General features: G+C 36.1%; 15 protein-coding genes. 8 read left to right on the top strand and 7 right to left on the bottom strand.

What is annotated here, in order from left to right:
• Positions 1–401: 401 nt before the first annotated feature.
• The 7 genes from KJ849_01290 to KJ849_01260 form a co-directional block, all read right to left on the bottom strand.
• Positions 402–1,673 carry an efflux RND transporter periplasmic adaptor subunit gene (locus tag KJ849_01290; GenBank protein ID MBU2599208.1) on the bottom strand — a complete coding sequence of 424 codons (1,272 nt, stop codon included), beginning with the start codon at positions 1,671–1,673 and terminating at the stop codon, positions 402–404.
• Positions 1,645–2,703 (bottom strand): DUF1016 family protein, encoded by a 1,059-nt coding sequence (locus KJ849_01285; protein MBU2599207.1) that lies wholly within the window; start codon positions 2,701–2,703, stop codon positions 1,645–1,647. Before KJ849_01285 ends, KJ849_01290 begins: the two co-directional genes overlap by 29 nt.
• A gap of 491 nt (positions 2,704–3,194) precedes the next feature.
• Positions 3,195–4,571 (bottom strand): TolC family protein, encoded by a 1,377-nt coding sequence (locus KJ849_01280; protein MBU2599206.1) that lies wholly within the window; start codon positions 4,569–4,571, stop codon positions 3,195–3,197.
• A complete protein-coding gene (locus KJ849_01275) occupies positions 4,564–5,748 on the bottom strand; it encodes an ABC transporter permease (protein ID MBU2599205.1) in 1,185 nt (394 codons plus the stop codon). Before KJ849_01275 ends, KJ849_01280 begins: the two co-directional genes overlap by 8 nt.
• A gap of 167 nt (positions 5,749–5,915) precedes the next feature.
• Complete coding sequence (locus KJ849_01270; GenBank protein ID MBU2599204.1) at positions 5,916–6,587, bottom strand: ABC transporter ATP-binding protein; 672 nt, start codon at positions 6,585–6,587, stop codon at positions 5,916–5,918.
• 122 nt (positions 6,588–6,709) lie between these two features.
• Complete coding sequence (locus tag KJ849_01265; GenBank protein ID MBU2599203.1) at positions 6,710–7,381, bottom strand: peptidoglycan DD-metalloendopeptidase family protein; 672 nt, start codon at positions 7,379–7,381, stop codon at positions 6,710–6,712.
• A gap of 120 nt (positions 7,382–7,501) precedes the next feature.
• Positions 7,502–7,966, bottom strand: a complete 465-nt coding sequence (locus KJ849_01260; protein MBU2599202.1) for a TIGR00725 family protein — start codon at positions 7,964–7,966, stop codon at positions 7,502–7,504.
• 477 nt (positions 7,967–8,443) lie between these two features.
• Between KJ849_01260 and KJ849_01255 the strand changes: the two genes are divergently transcribed.
• The 8 genes from KJ849_01255 (at position 8,444) to flgB (ending at position 16,231) form a co-directional block, all read left to right on the top strand.
• A complete protein-coding gene (locus KJ849_01255) occupies positions 8,444–8,599 on the top strand; it encodes a helix-turn-helix domain-containing protein (GenBank protein MBU2599201.1) in 156 nt (51 codons plus the stop codon).
• Between the two features lie 69 nt (positions 8,600–8,668).
• The gene (locus KJ849_01250) at positions 8,669–9,475 is read left to right on the top strand and encodes a tetratricopeptide repeat protein (protein ID MBU2599200.1); all 807 of its coding nucleotides are present in this window, start codon (positions 8,669–8,671) and stop codon (positions 9,473–9,475) included.
• A 1-nt stretch (position 9,476) separates the two neighbouring features.
• Positions 9,477–10,559 carry a DNA-processing protein DprA gene (gene dprA / locus KJ849_01245; protein ID MBU2599199.1) on the top strand — a complete coding sequence of 361 codons (1,083 nt, stop codon included), beginning with the start codon at positions 9,477–9,479 and terminating at the stop codon, positions 10,557–10,559.
• A gap of 17 nt (positions 10,560–10,576) precedes the next feature.
• On the top strand, positions 10,577–12,670 hold the full coding sequence (topA, locus tag KJ849_01240; GenBank protein ID MBU2599198.1) for a type I DNA topoisomerase: 2,094 nt from the start codon (positions 10,577–10,579) through the stop codon (positions 12,668–12,670).
• A gap of 106 nt (positions 12,671–12,776) precedes the next feature.
• Complete coding sequence (gene xerC / locus KJ849_01235) at positions 12,777–13,691, top strand: tyrosine recombinase XerC (GenBank protein MBU2599197.1); 915 nt, start codon at positions 12,777–12,779, stop codon at positions 13,689–13,691.
• A 45-nt stretch (positions 13,692–13,736) separates the two neighbouring features.
• The gene (gene hslV, locus KJ849_01230; protein MBU2599196.1) at positions 13,737–14,270 is read left to right on the top strand and encodes an ATP-dependent protease subunit HslV; all 534 of its coding nucleotides are present in this window, start codon (positions 13,737–13,739) and stop codon (positions 14,268–14,270) included.
• Between the two features lie 41 nt (positions 14,271–14,311).
• Positions 14,312–15,658: an ATP-dependent protease ATPase subunit HslU gene (gene hslU, locus KJ849_01225; protein MBU2599195.1), complete on the top strand. Its 1,347-nt coding sequence runs from the start codon at positions 14,312–14,314 to the stop codon at positions 15,656–15,658.
• A gap of 135 nt (positions 15,659–15,793) precedes the next feature.
• Positions 15,794–16,231, top strand: a complete 438-nt coding sequence (flgB, locus tag KJ849_01220) for a flagellar basal body rod protein FlgB (protein MBU2599194.1) — start codon at positions 15,794–15,796, stop codon at positions 16,229–16,231.
• Positions 16,232–16,547 lie beyond the last annotated feature (316 nt).

Below are 16,547 nucleotides of genomic sequence, written 5' to 3'. Positions count from 1 at the left end.
TCTTGCCCGATCCAGCAGAAGCAGCCATAACCTTAATATGAGGAAATTTACTGAACATAGTTGGTAGTCTCTTTTTCTTTACTTTTATAGAGTCATCAGCTTCTAAAGTAAAAAATGGCTGGCGGAAGAGCCGTTAAAAACTTAACAAAAAAAAAGGCTAAATGAATGCTACATTTCATTTAGCCCGACGTGAGAAATTAGTTCATAAATTAACGAAACTTTGGGAAACTTGGGAGGGGAACCCAAATCCCGCTAATTCATTTACTAATGTTTATATCGGCAAAAAAAGATATAACTTTAAAAAAAAATAAAGATTTTAAAAAGTTTGTTACTAATGAGGTTACTTAATTATAGTTCCTATTAATGAAAATAAAGTAAAAAGAGAGTTGGTAGAATAAAGCTCATTCCTCACTCTCTTTGATTGCCACCTTTGCCTTGTCCTTTAACTCTAAAGGAGGGCTCAAGACAATCTCTTCGCCTTGTTTTAAGCCGGATAATACCTCAACCTCATTTGGGTTTCTAAACCCTAAGTTTATCTTTCTTTTGCTTGCAATATTATCCTTGATAACAAAGACATGGTCATTCCCTTCAATATTAACGACTGCTTCCTGAGGAATCTTTGTAACGGCTTTCTTTATGCCTGATATAATAACCACATCGCAAAGCATCTCGCTTCTGATGTCAATGTCTGTGGGATTAAGTTCAATGGTCACCTCAAAGGTATTTATCTTTTCCTTAAGCCTTGGAGAGGGTGCTATCTTTTTTATCCTTCCGGCAACCGCTCTTCCCAAAAATGCATCAGGAATCACAGAAGCAGCCATACCTACAGATATTTTGCCAATATCAACCTCATCTAAGTTTACTTTTGCCACAAACTCTTTGTCTGACACAACCACTGAAAGCAACTGTCCCTGGCTTACCCAACTGCCTTCTTTTATCTCTTTTTGTGTTACAACGCCTGAGATGGGTGAGGTAATTTTGGACCAAAGGATCTGCTGCTCTATTGATGTCAGGTTTACCCCTATGGCTTTGATAGAGGAAAGAGTAGATGTAATCTCTTCCTGACGGGCAATAAGCTTCTCTTCAAGCTGTGTTCTAACAATCTCAAGCTGTAGCCCTATTTTGTCATAATCTGCCTTTGTTCTTTTTAATTCGTCCAGAGAGATAGCCTTGCTTTCAAATAGCTTGTTATTTGCCTCAATTTGTCTTGCTGCCTCACCAAAAAGGACTTCTGTCTCCTTTACCCTGTTCTCTAACTCCCTAATGTCAAGCCTTCTTTTAAGCTTGGCAAGATTATTCTTGTAATTGATTAAATTTGTCTCTTCTTGGTTTTTTCTTGCCAAAAGCTCCTTGTCATTTATTTCGGCAACAGACTCATCCTTTTTCACAAGGCTTCCCTCCTCAAGAATAAACATTATTACCCCGGGAATCTTTGCCTTGAGCTCAAACCTATCCCTTGCCTCAATCTTTCCCCTGGCAGAGACCTTAAGGCTAAGCTCTCCCCTTGTTACCTCACCCTTGACCACCTCAATTTTTTCCTCATTTTTCCCCTTGGACAGGAAGAAAACTACTCCAACTATTCCTATCAAAATCACAGCTAATATTATCCATTTTTTCATATTCTGCTCCTTTTTGTTTTTCGGTTCACTCATCCCTATCCTTTTTTTCTCCACTCAGTTCTGCTTCAATCTCTTCCACCGAGGGCAGGTTGGATTTAAGATTATCCGGCAGGACGCGGGTGAGTTCGTATTCTGAAATACCAATCGGTTTATGAATATCTCGCAGGGCATACTCGGCAAAAATTTTGTCTTTTGTCTGACAGAGAATCAATCCGATAGTGGACTGGTCATTTTCATGCTTGAGCATATCATCCACCACGGAACAGTAGAAATTCATCTTGCCGGCGTATTCCGGCTTGAAGTCACCCTTTTTTAATTCAACAATCACAAAACAGCGAAGCTTAATATGGTAAAACAACAGGTCAAGATAAAAATCCTTATCGCTAATAGTCAGATGATATTGTCTACCCATAAAAGCAAAACCAGCGCCCAATTCCACAAGAAACTTCTCCATGTGTTTAACCAGTTCAGTTTCCAGTTCCCGTTCCTGAAAAGGCTCGGTAAGGGTCAGAAAATCAAATATATAGGGATCTTTCAGTGTTTGCCGTACCATGTCAGACTGGGGATTTGGGAGTGTAATTTCAAAATTGCTTATTAAATTACCCTGCCGAGTATGTACGCTGCTTTTTATCATAAAACCCAGAACATCACGACTCCAGCCGTTTTGAATGGTTTGTTCCATATACCAAAAACGCATGGGTTGGTCTTTGATTTTTTCCATAAGCATTATATTGTGTCCCCAAGGGATTTGGCAAACAAGTTGCTTACTATTATCCATTTGTGCCACAGGCTGTGGCACAAATCCCAGAGCAGGATATTCACGATAGAAAGCCAACATTCGCTTAATATTCCGCTCCGAAAACCCTTTCGCTTCCGATAGATCGTTCTGAATGTCTTTTGCCAGCCTTGGGATGACACCTGCACCCCAGCCCTCTGACTTCTGTCGTTCGTCAATCATGTACCCAATGTCCCAGTACATCCGAATCATTTCCGCATTGACTGAAAAAACAGCCTTTATCTGTGCCTGGCGGATGTAGTTTTTTATTTCACTCAAAAGATTTCCATATTGTGCAAAATCACTCATACCCCAACCCCTTCAAATAGTTACGCAGACTTTTCGAAGTTTTAAAAACTTCGAAAAGTCGTAACTACTCAGCTATTGTTATTTTAATCACATTTGTAATTACATGGGAACATAACTATTCAGCTATACTAAATGTGTAAGATGGAGAGGTGGAGAAAAGGGAGAATTGGAGAGATTGCCACTAAGACACTCATGAACTAAGATTATTGATAGATTTACTTCGTGTCTTTGTGCCGTTGTGGTTCATTTATCTTTTCCATTTCCCTGTCCCCCCCCTTTTTTTTCCTTTTTTACACCTGAGTAGTTACGAAAAGTCTTAAAAATCGTAATTGCTCAATAATCGGTGGAAATTATTAGTCGCAACTGCCAGAGGTGCTCCCTTTTTTAAGTTGCGTTATTTTACGCAAGGATATAAGCCTGCGACTACCACTGATAACTAAAGGCTTACCTTTTCAATTTTCTGGAATTGCCCCAGGATATTGAGCAGTTACTCAAAATCCCTCTCCTATCTTTCCCATAATCCTCAACAGGTTCATCCTGCACAGATTATAATCAATCACAGCCTCAATTTGCATAGTAGAGGAACGAATAAATATCTCCTCTGCCTCTTTTACCTCAGAAAGAGTGGCTTTACCAAGTTCATACCTTACCCTTGCGATCCCCAAGATCTCATTTCCCCATTCCTTATTCTTTTCAGAGACCCTTACCCTCTCCTCTGCTTCTAATAATCTAGCCAGAATCTCCTTTGTTTCTAAAGTAATCTTATCTTTTAAGCTATTGAGATTTTCTTCTGCCCCTTTATAGGTTAGTTTCGCTTCTTTCACCTTAGAGGCAGTGTAGAAACCATTAAATATTGGAATCTCAATGTTTATCCCGCATGTCCAGGAATCTTCTGACACCCGATCAAGGCTCTTTTTGAATCCATCCTTGTTTTCACCACTCCAGTTATAACTTCCAATCAGGTTGACATTAGGAAGGTAATCTGCCCTGGCTATCTTCACCTGCAATCCCTTACTCTTTGTCTCTGCCTTTCTTCCTGCAATCTCTGAATTAGTTGTCATTACCTCTAATACTATTTTCTCTTCATCTATATTTAGCGGGACAAAGGCAGGTTCATCCATGAGATTTATCTTCCCTTCCATTCTCAAAAGGCTCCTGAGATTATCTCCGGCCATTTTTTCACTGCATGATGCCTTTATCAGCTCCTCTTTTGCCTGAGCTAGATTTACCTCTTGCTTCATAACCTCTACCTCTGGAATAAGACCCTCTTTGTATCTAACAGAGGCAATCTCCATGATTAAACCGGCATAATCTACTCTTTTTTCGCAAGCCTTCTTTAGTTCAACAGCTTTCTTCAGATTCCAGTAGGAGGTTGCGATTTTGTAGATAGTTTCATTTTTCACCTCTTCTATTTTCAATAAAGAAATCTCTATCTCCTTATGGCTGCACTTAATGGCATTGGCAACCTTCCCGCCTGTCCATAGAATTTGGTTCAGAGAAAGGGACAAATTATTGCTGTATCCTTCACCGTCTGTTGTAAGGACAGGACTTGTCCCTGTCCGAATTCCGCCTATCTTTTCCAGGTTAATGTAAGAAGAGCCTATATTACCCATTATCTTTGGATAGGCCTGAGATAGTGTTTCCTTTAAAGATGCCTTTGTTTGTTCTTGTTGCAGATTAGCCATGGTCAATTCTCTGCTATTTTTTAACCCTATCCTGACTGCATCCTGCAGGGTAAGATTATGGATGAGCTTAGTATAAGAGGTTGCTGCCATAATAGGGAAGCAGGCAGTAAGCAGGAGGCAGAAGGCAGCATATTTAGTGCTGACTGCTGATTGCTGATAGCTGACAGCTAAACAATTACTCATACCTCATTGCCTCCACTGGATTAGTCTTTGCAGCTATACATGCCGGATAGACCCCGAAAAAGATGCCGACAAAAAAGGAAAACCCAAACCCAATAATAATAGCCAGACTTGAGATAAAAAAAGCTATCTTCATCACAGCAGAGATTATCAATACCAGACCAATACTGGCCAATATTCCTATCCCGCCGCCGATTGAGCATAAGGCTAAGGATTCTATCAAAAATTGCAAAAGGATATTGCTCTTTGTGGCACCACAAGCCTTTCTTATCCCAATTTCACGCGTTCTCTCACGAACCGAGACCAGCATGATATTCATAATACCAATTCCCCCCACTAAAAGAGAAACCCCGGCAATGCTGCCCAAAACAATAGCAATAACACCCATTACCTTATCCAGCATCGAAAGAAGCTCATCTACTGAATGTACCTCAAACCTATCCCTTCCACCAAATATTTGTCTAAGATGATTTTTTATCTTATTTTTGAGCAAAGGAATAGATACCCCTTCCTTCCCAAGAAATTGCACCGCATATATCTCACGAGCACCCAGCAGCCTCTGAACACAGGATGAAGGAACCCCTATGGCAGAATTAATATCCATGGGTCCGAATTCCATCTTATGACCCATTACCCCAATTACCCTGAAATATGTCTCTTCTACCCTGATCTCTTGCCCCAGTGTTCTTGTTTTTCCAAAAAGATCATAAAAAAGCTCTTTTCCAACCACGCAAACCCTCTCACACCGCCTGACCTCATTCTCGGTAAATATTCTGCCAGAAGAAGCCTTTATCCCCCTGACACGAAAAAAGTTTTCTGGTGTCCCAAGAATCGTTATTTGTTTCATTCTGCCTTTTACCTTTAAGGGTGTCATCAGAAAATACATTGGGGAAAGGTCATCTATCTGCGGGATTGTTTCTTTCATGGCCATAACCTGATCCTCAGTCAGATAGGCGAGCTTATCCATTCTTTGCTCCATCTCAGCATTAAAAGCCATGATTATATTTGTCCCTGCCGATAAAAACTCACTTAAGATAAGTTCTTTACCTCCTTTTGAGATAGTCAAGACAGTGGTTATGGCGAAGACACCAATGACCATGCCAAGCATGGTCAGGAATGACCTCAATTTATGCTGGATTAGGCTGCTGATTGAAGAAATGAGGCAGTCTAAGAAATTCATGCAATGCTCCTATTTCAAAGTCAGAATACAGAATTCAGAATATAGAAGTCAGAAGGGGAACAGAAAGGAAAGGAGTCAGGAGGGTATGCTGTCACAGGTATATGCAACGCTATTCTGCATTCTGACTCCTGTATTCTGACTCCTGTATTCTGAATTCTTGCTACCATTTACACAATCCCCCCATCCTTCATCCTGATAATCCGTTGGGCATAGCCCGCAATATCTGCTTCATGGGTAACAAGAATTATGGTTCTGCCCTTTTTATTTAAGCCAAGCAATATTTCCATTATCTCATGGCTTGTCTGGCTGTCAAGGTTTCCTGTCGGCTCGTCGGCGCAGATAATTTCAGGGTTATTAACTAAGGCTCTGGCAATGGCAACCCGCTGCTGTTCTCCGCCAGACATCTCAGACGGTTTATTCCTTAGTTTAGTGGAAAGCCCTACCATTTCAAGGGCCTCAGAGGCTATTTTTCTCCTGTTTTTCCTTAAAAATCCGGAATACAATAAGGGCAGCATCACATTATCTAAAGCACTCTGCTTTCCCAATAAATTAAAGAACTGAAAGACAAAGCCGATTTTTTTATTTCTTATTCGTGCCAATTCCTTATCATTATTTGTGATTACATCTTCTCCATCCAATAGATATGTGCCAGTCGTAGGGTTATCAAGGCATCCGATGATATTCATCAAGGTAGATTTTCCACTGCCAGATGCTCCCATTATGGCAATAAACTCACCCCTTGCAATGGATAGAGATATCCCTTTCAAGGCAAGAAAGTCTGTCTTGCCCATAGTGTAAATCTTTTTTATCTCAGAAAGTTCAATAAAATTAGGGTTCATTGTTCAGCTGGTATAATTAATAACTGGGGTAACTAATAAATACTATAACTTCAATTACGACAAACTAAAATCTTATTTGTCAGAAAAATCAAGAAGGACAAGGGATTCCTCAAATTTTAGATTTAAAAACAAAATTTTAAGGGGTCCATCGGCTTTCCTTTATTACGAAGTTCGAAATGAAGATGAAAACAATCAGCATTCCCTGTATTGCCTACCAAAGCTATCACTTGTCCTTTGGTCACCTTTTGACCAATTTTAACTAAATTTTCTTTATTATGAGCATAGACACTATGAAAATTATCTTGGTGTTTAATAATAACAATATTTCCATACCCACGAAAACTATTGCTGGAGTAAATGACTGTACCATTAGAAATAGCTTTAATTTCAGTGCCTTCAGGTGCTTTGATATCTATGCCTTGATGCATTCTTCCATTTCGCAGTTCAAAATAAGAGACAATAATTCCTTTTACTGGAAAGATGAAGTTTTCCTCATCTTTTAATTTAGGAAGAATATCGTGAGAAAGAAGAGGGGCTAATTTTTTTTTTACTCCAGGAATAAAAATGGTATCGCCAGCTTTTAAATCTTTAATCTTATGAAAATCATTGGTTCTTACAATCTCTTCTGCTGAGACTTTATAAAGATTAGCAATGCTCCAAATAGTTTCTCCTTTTTTAACTAAATGATTAATTCCTTTTTTATTTTGATTAGGAAATGTAGTAAAATGAGCACAGTTTTGAATAAACAAGCTGCAAATTAAGATGAATTTAAGATAATTGAGTTGGTTGAGCATTTTTCTCTTTGATATTACCTATTTTAAATGGCTGTAATATTATTTCCAACTACTTTGACCCCCAGAAAAAGAGGATAAATTTAACTACCAGGAGAGCCTAAAGGAGTATGGAGATAGAGATTAACTTTCATGAATCTTTCCTAATTTAAGAGCCAACTGAATAGCTTCTTGAGGAGTTTTAGCCTTTAAGAGAGGAACATTACTTCCTAAATTCCATGTTTTTAGTCCAATAATAGGAATCTTAAATTTTAAAGCAAAGGCAATCTCTGATAATGTTCCATATTCTCCACTTATGGCAATAATGGCTTGAGAAGAGCGAACAATAATAAGGTTACGAGCTTCATTAAGAGCGGTAACCATTTTAACATCTAAATAAGGATTAGAATCGGTGGAACTAAGACCCGGTAGCACCCCGACGGTTACTCCCCCCGCATCTTTAGCTCCACGACAAGCTTCTTCCATTACTCCTCCCAACCCGCCGCAGATTAAGATAGCTTTACTTTGGCCAATATAATAGCCAACTTCATAAGCTAACTTAGCTAACTCTTGGCTGCAAACCCCAGCTCCAATTACGCCAATCTGCATTTTTCCCTCACTGGAAGTACCATAAGTGCAATTTTATCTTTGCGGCTGACCTGAAACCTTTATTTACCTTACCCCAAGTTAGTTTTTCTTATTCTTTTTCCCGCCGATTTCTTTTTTTGGGCAAGTTTTAAGGGAATACTAATTTACATCCCAAGTATCTTAATGGCTTTCATTTTGGCAGATAAACCTGACATAGTCAAATAATTTTTGCGGCTCATCACGAATTGTTGTAGATGAAATTAAGAAATTCATTACAAATTTAGCAATTTAAAGTTAAATTTTTAATTAAAATACTTGACAAGATTAAACAATATTTATAATATTCAACTTTATACAAAGTTATATTAACTTATACAATATTTATAAATTTATACAATATTTATAAATGCGATCAGGAAAAGAACAAAGGAGTAAAAGATGGGTCTTTATATGGATAATCTCGAAGAAGATATTGGCTTAGAAAAAGAACTGGATCAAATGTTAACAGTGGCAGAAGCAGCTGATCTTTTGGGAGTAAGCAAGGTTACCGTGAGAAGATTCACTAATTCAGGACAATTAAAAGCTTATCGCCTTGGTTCTGGAAAACACCGTAGATTTCGAAAAAGAGATGTTTTGCAAATATTAGGAGAATAATTTAAGACGCCCCTCAACCTCCTTTAAAGGGGATGGGAAGGGAGACTAAAGGATGCTTAGGGAGATTAGATGTTGACGCGACGATTTATCTTAGTTGTATCTTTAATATTAGCCGTATTTAGCAGTGGTTGTGGCGATAATGTCGCTAAGGATTATTATAAAAAAGCCATTAAACTTTCCAAAAGTAAAAAACCTGAAGACTGGGAAAAGGCTATTAAAAAATTTGAGGAGGTTATTAATTTAAAGATAGAAGCTTATCAATATACCCAATTTCTTCATAAAAAGATGGGAGATCACCTAAAAAAGAAGGGGTTCTGGAATCAAGCTGCTGAGCATTATAAGGAGTCGCTGGCACTTCAATCAAATGATTATCTTGTTCATTATAATTTAGGAATTTGTTATGCTAATTTAGGAAGAGTCGAGGAAGTTTATTTGGATCAAGCGATAGAGGAATATTATAAATCTCTTAAACTTTTTCCTGAATTTGAATTACCTTATTATGGATTAGGAATTATCTATTTTTTTAAAAAAGGATGCCTTGACGAGGGAATAAAATGCTTAAAGAAAGCTATCTCTTTAGAGCCAAGGTTTATTAATGCCTATGTGACCCTAGGTAAATGTTACTATGAAATAAAAAGATTTAATGAAGCTGCCTTAAGTTATCAAGAAGCCATCAAGAGATCTCCTCCTAAGATAAAGATAGTGGCTAGTTATTACAGTAACTTAGGCATAGTTTATCAAGCGATGAGAGAAAATAAAAAAGCAGTGGATTGTTTTAAAAAGGCTTTGGAGATAGATCCAAACCAACGAGAAGCCTTAGAAAATCTTAGTGCTTTAGGGGTAAGAGTTTATGATCGTTTAAAAAGGTTTCGTTAAAATGGTTGAAAAAGTTACAGCTTTTTTAATCTTAAATAAGATTCCAGGCTTAGGTCCGGTTAGAATTAAGATTTTATTAGATTATTTTAAAGATGTCAGAGAAATCTTAAAGGCCGATTTTAAGGTCTTAAGTAAGATTCCTGGAATTGGAGAAGTTATTGCTATTAATATCTGCAAGTTTAGAAATAAGATAGAGGTAGAAGGAGAGCTAAAGAAAGCTCAGAGAGATAAGGCCAAGATAATTACTTTAGAAGATGAAAGCTATCCTGAGTGGTTAAGGAATATCTTTGATCCTCCGGTAGTCTTATATGTAAAAGGAGAGATTAAGAAAGAAGAAAAAGCTTTAGCGGTGATAGGATCACGATTAGCTACTTCTTATGGAAAGAAAGTAGCTTTTGAGATGGCTAAGGAATTAAGTAGGCAGGGATTTACGATTGTCAGTGGATTGGCTTTAGGCATTGATACTTGTGCTCATAAAGGTACCTTAGAAGAAAAAGGAAGAACAATCGCTGTTTTAGGTTGTGGGTTAGATATTGCTTATCCTTCTGAAAATAGAAGATTAATGGAAGAAATAGAAGAAAGAGGAGCTTTGGTGAGTGAATTTTCTTATGGGACGCCGCCAGAACGAGGTAATTTCCCTAGGAGAAATAGGATTATTAGTGGGCTTTCTATGGGCGTCTTAGTGGTGGAAGCTTGGGCCAAAAGCGGCTCTTTAATTACTGCTTCTTTTGCTTTAGAACAAGGGAGAGAAGTATTTGCTATACCGGGAAGAATATTTAGCAAGTTTAGTCAAGGTACTCATAAGTTAATTAAACAAGGAGCTAAATTAGTTACTAGTTACGAAGATATCTTAGAAGAATTTGGGTTAGTGGCTGGTGAAAGTAGAGCTAAAAAAGATTTAAAGGAAGAATTATTACCCATAGAAAGAAAGATTTATAATTTAATGACCGACGATTCTGTTCATATTGACGATTTAACTATCTTAGCTAAAGAAGATATAGTTAATATTTCAAGGGTTTTAATGCAGCTTGAGCTAAAAGGACTTATTCGTCAATTGATGGGTCAAAAATATATCTTAAATTAAGATTACCTGGAGTAAAATTGAAAGAAGTAAAATCATTAATAGTCGTTGAATCTCCTACTAAGATTAAGACTTTACATAAATTCTTAGGAAACTTGTGGTTACTGGGTGCTTCCAAAGGACATATTAAAGATCTGCCTCTTAAAACACTAGGAGTAAACATAAAAGATAACTTTAAACCTCAATATGTAGTTATTAAAGGAAAGAAAGAGGTAATCTCAAATCTTAAGTTATTAGCCAGCCAGGCTAAGGAAGTTCTTTTAGCTCCTGATCCAGATAGAGAAGGAGAAGCTATTTCTTGGCATCTTTTTGAAGAGTTAAGTTTGGTTAATAAAAATATTAAGAGAATTTCTTTTAATGAGATTACAGAAAAAGCAGTTTTAGAAGCTCTAAGTCTTCCTAGGGACATTGATCTTAATTTAGTTAATGCCCAACAAGCACGGCGAATATTAGATCGCTTAGTTGGTTATAAGATTAGTCCTCTTCTTAGAAAGAAAGTAGGAGGAAATCTTTCTGCCGGGAGAGTTCAATCGGTAACAGTTAGATTAATTTGTGAACGTGAGGAAGAGATTTTAAGTTTTAAATCTCAAGAATACTGGTCAATTACAGGCGAGTTTAAGAGCAGTAAGGATGAAGTATTTAAAGCCAAGCTTTATAAAATAGATGGAAAGGTCTTTGAGTTAAAGAATAAAGAAGAAGTAGAAGAGATTTTAGAGAGTATTAAGGAAAAAAGATATAAGGTGGTCTTAGTTAGTGAAAAAATTCAAAAAAAGAATCCGTATCCTCCTTTTATTACCAGTACCTTACAACAAGAAGCTTTTAGAAGATATAACTTTACAGCTTCTAAAACCATGCAAATTGCTCAACAGCTATACGAGGGAGTGGAAATCAAAGGAGAAGGGCCAGTAGGGCTAATTACTTATATGCGGACTGATTCTCCAAGAATAGCTGAAGAAGCTGCCGAAAAAGCTCGTTCTTTTATCAAGAATAATTTTGGCCAAGAATATGTTCCTTTGAAGATTCCAAAGTATAAAAGTAAAAAGACGGCTCAAGAAGCTCATGAAGCTATAAGGCCAACCATTATAGAAAAAACTCCCCAGTTATTAAGAGAACAGCTCAATAAAGATCAATTTTGTCTTTATCACTTAATTTGGAGTAAATTTATAGCCAGTCAAATGGAACCAGCCAGGTATCTTTCCATAGCTGTAGATATAGAAGGAGAAAGGTATTTATTTAGGGCTTCATCTTCGATCATTACTTTTGATGGTTTTTTAAAGGTATATCAAGAAGAAGAGAAAGAAGAAAAAGAAGAAAAAGAAAAATTACCCAAATTAGCCAAAGAGGAAGAAGTAAGAATTTTAAAATTAGAACCCAAGCAACACTTTACTCAACCTCCTTCTCGTTATAGCGAAGCAACTTTAATAAAAGTATTAGAAGAAAAAGGCATTGGAAGGCCAAGCACTTATGTGCCTATTATTTTTACCATTAGTAATCGTGGTTATGTTCAAAAAGAAGGTGGAAAATTTTATCCTACTGACTTGGGAAAAATAGTAAACAAACTCTTGATTACTAATTTTCCCAAAATTTTAGATATTAATTTTACTTCTTTAATAGAAGAAGAATTAGACGAGATAGAAAGTGGAAAATCTGATTGGATAAAAATTTTACAAAATTTTTGGACTCCTTTTTCTTCTTCTTTAGAAGAAGCTAAAATAAATATAGAGGATATAAAAAGCACCAGAGAAGTAGAGGTGGAAGAGCAATGTCCCCGCTGTTCCATAAATTTAAGGGTAAAGATAGGAAGATTTGGTAAGTTTTTAGCTTGTAGCAATTATCCTCAATGTACTTATACTAAGTCTTTAGGGATAGGAATTAAATGTCTTCTCGAAGGTTGCGATGGGGATGTTGTAATTAAGCGGAGCAAAAAAAAGAAGATATTTTATGGGTGCAGCAACTATCCTAAATGTAATTTTGTAAGCTGGTACGAGCCTACTCTTAATAAGTGTCCTTCTTGTAATGGAGTGTTGTTTAAGAAAAAGATTAAGACTAAAGAATCTTTATTCTGCCTCAAGCCAGAGTGCAAGAAAGAGTCAAAAGCAAAAAGTAAAGATTAGTAATCGTTCAACCGTCAGGTGTCAGCAGTTAGTTTTGTCTCAGTGGTTTTGCCTCTTTTCTTGAAATTTTTTTAGGCTGATACCTAAACGTTGACAAGATTAATTTATGGAAGATTTTCCAAAATATTTAAGAGACTTTTTAAGATATTTAGAAGTAGAAAAAAATGCTTCAAGCCATACATGGAGAAGCTATAAAAAAGACTTACAAACATTTAACGATTTTACTAAACACCAGTTTAAAGGAATTAATTTGAAGAATCAAGATTACAATCACTCTTTATTGCGGCAGTATTTAGGTTTTCTCCAAAGTAAAGATTATGCTCGAAGAACTATAGTTCGAAGATTAGCTTCGCTGCGTTCTTTTTTTAGATATCTATGTCGAGAAGATTATTTTAAAAAAAATCCAGCCAAGTATATTGCTACACCTAAGCTTCAAAAAGAGCTGCCTAAATTCTTATATCAAGAGGAGATTAATAAACTTTTTAAGGGAGAATTTAAAGAAGATGTTTTAGGGTGGCGAGATAAAGCAATTTTAGAGTTATTTTATAGTAGCGGGCTGCGAGTAAGCGAATTGGTGAGTATAAGTATTACTGATTTAGATCTTATAGATGGGGTTGTTTTGGTAGTAGGTAAAGGAAGAAAAGAGCGGCTCTTACCCATTGGCTCCTACGCTCTGGCGGTCATAAATGAGTATCTGGAGAAAAGGAATGATCTTTTAAAAAGCTCTTTATCTAAAGAGGAGAATAAAGCCTTATTCTTAAATTTTAAAGGAGAAAGAATTACCAGCCGAGGGGTTTGGGGGATAGTAACTAAATACTTAAATAAAGTATGTGCTCAAAAAGGAATTAGCCCTCATACCTTGAGGCATACTTTTGCTACCCATATGTTGAATGCTGGAGCTGACTTAAGAGTAGTTCAAGAGTTATTGGGACATGTGAGTCTATCTACTACTCAGATTTATACCCATGTTACTACCAAGAGGTTAAAATCTGTCTATGATAAAACTCACCCCCGAGCTTAATGGCGATACCTTGAAGGTAAGGATTTTAAAGAGAAGCGAGGATAAATGGATAAATTTAAAAGTACTACGATAATTATTGTTAGAAAAGATGGAAAAGTAGCTATCGGAGGAGATGGTCAAGTTAGCTTTGGAAATACCATTATGAAAAAAAATACTAAGAAGATTAGAAAGATTTACGAAAATCAGATATTAGCTGGTTTTGCTGGGGCAGCGGCTGATGCTTTTACTCTTTTTGATAAATTAGATGGAAAGCTGAAAGAATATAAAGGAAATTTAATTCGAGCGGCAGTGGAAATGGCTAAAGAATGGCGGACGGATAAATTTCTTAGAAGGTTAGAAGCCTTGTTAGCGGTAGCTGATAAAGAAAAGTCTTTAATAATTTCTGGAAATGGAGAAATTATCGAGCCTGATGATGGTCTTGTCGCGATTGGCTCTGGAGGTCCTTATGCTTTAGCGGCAGCTAGGGCTTTAATTGCTTATTCTAATTTAAAGGCGGAGGAGATTGTTAAAGAATCTCTTAAATTAGCTTCAGAAATATGCGTTTTTACCAATGATCAAATAAGTATAGAAATATTGTAAAAAAATAACTAATATAATAACTAATATAAAGAAAGGTTTTTATGGACTTAACACCTAAGCAGATTGTTGAAGAATTAAATAAGTATATTATTGGTCAAGAAAAAGCAAAGAAAGCAATAGCTGTAGCTCTGAGGAATCGTTATCGTAGCCAAAAGCTTCCTTTGGAAACAAGAAAAGAAATAACACCTAAGAATATTATTATGATTGGTCCAACAGGTGTAGGTAAGACAGAAATTTCACGGCGGATAGCTGATTTATATGATGCCCCTTTCTTAAAAATAGAAATAACTAAGTTTACAGAAGTAGGATATGTGGGCAGAGATGTAGAATCTATGATTAGGGATTTAGTTAATCTTTCGGTAAGCAGGGAAAAAGCTAAAGAAATAGAAAAGGTTCAAGGCAAAGCTCACCTATTAGCCCAAGAAAGGATTTTAGATATCTTGTTACCTTATCCTAAAAAGAAAGGCTCTAATAACAAGGAAGAAGAAAAAGAAAGTTTGCTTCGTTTTGAGAAGACAAGGAAAAAATTAAAACAACAATTGGAGGGTGGCTTATTAGAAGATCGAGTTATTGAGATAGAAGTTAGAGAATCTGTCTTACCAATTGTGGAAGTATTTTCAGGTAGTGGCATAGAGGGAATGGATATGGGATTTTCTGATGCTTTAGGAAGTATCTTTCCTCAAAAGACGAAGCGACAAAAAAAGACTATTTCTGAAGGACGGCGGATCTTAATTAATGAAGAAGCTTCGAAACTTATCGATATGGATGAAATTACTAAAAGAGCAATTACTAAAGTAGAAGAATTAGGGATTATCTTTTTAGATGAAATCGATAAAATTGCTAGTTCAGATAAAGGAGCTGGCCCTGATGTTTCTCGTCAAGGAGTGCAAAGGGATATCTTACCTATTGTGGAAGGATCTTGTATTAGTACTAAATATGGGACAGTAATGACAAATCATATCTTATTTATAGCCGCGGGCACTTTTCATAACGTTAAACCTTCAGATTTAATTCCTGAATTACAAGGAAGATTTCCTATTAGAGTAGAGCTTTCTTCTTTAACCATGGAAGACTTTAAAGAGATCTTAGTTAAGCCTCGAAATGCTATTACCAAACAATATGAAGCTTTATTAAGTGTAGAAGATATAAAACTAAGTTTTACTGAAAAAACAATTGACGAGATAGCTTCTTTTGCTTACTTAGTAAATACAGAGACTGAAAATATTGGAGCGAGAAGACTGCATACTATTATAGAGAAGGTATTGGAAGATATATCTTTTGAAGCTCCTGATTTAAAAGATAAAGAGATAGTCATTACGGAAGAATATGTAAGGGAAAGATTAAAAGAGATTGTAAAAGATAATAATTTAAGTAGATACATTCTTTAAGTTTTTATTTTAGTTTAGTATTTATCTTTAGTATTTATCAAAAATAGCCGATAATTTTATCAAGTAATTAGTCAGGACTTTTATCAAGTAAGATACTTTTATCAAGTAATATCAAGTAATTAGTCAGGATTTAAGATGTTATTTAATAATCCTAAGTCATCATTTATGAAGAGTTTTAATGTCTTGCAAAAAGGGTTAGATACAGCTATGCTTCGACATAAAGTAATAGCTAATAATATAGCTAATATTAATACTCCTAACTTTAAACGATCAGCGGTAAGTTTTGAATCAGAACTTAGAAAAGCATTAGAAGGGCACGGTTCTATAAAGGCCAGAAGAATTCATCCCGATCATTTAAAGTTTAAAGAAGAAGTAGGAGTAGACTTTGGGAAGGTAACACCAAAGACTATACGAGAAAATGATACTATCTATCGTAATGACGGTAATAATGTAGATATAGATGTCGAGATAGCTAATTTGGCTAAAAATACAATCTTATATGAGTCTACATTTACTTTGGTCAATAAAAGAATTTCCTCTCTTAAACAATTAATTGCTTCGGGGGCAAGATAAGATGAAGATGTTTTCAGCGTAACAAAAGATAAACTTGCTTAGAGTTAAATTAATTTGCTCTATGTCAAATTTTCATTAATAAGTGCTATATGGAGGTGAAATTAAGATGAAGATGTTTTCAGCTATTGACACGAGTGCTTCTGGGTTAACGGCGGAAATAATTGTTATGGAGGTGAAATTAAGATGAAGATGTTTTCAGCTATTGACACGAGTGCTTCTGGGTTAACGGCGGAAATAATTGTTATGGGGGTGAGATTAAGATGAAGATGTTTTCAGCTATTGACACGAGTGCTTCTGGGTTAACGGCGGAATCACT

Source organism: bacterium (assembly GCA_018830565.1).
Classification (GTDB): domain Bacteria; phylum UBA9089; class JAHJRX01; order JAHJRX01; family JAHJRX01; genus JAHJRX01.
The sequence above is the reverse complement of the archived record's forward strand: the minus strand, read 5'-3'. Positions and strand labels throughout refer to the sequence as shown.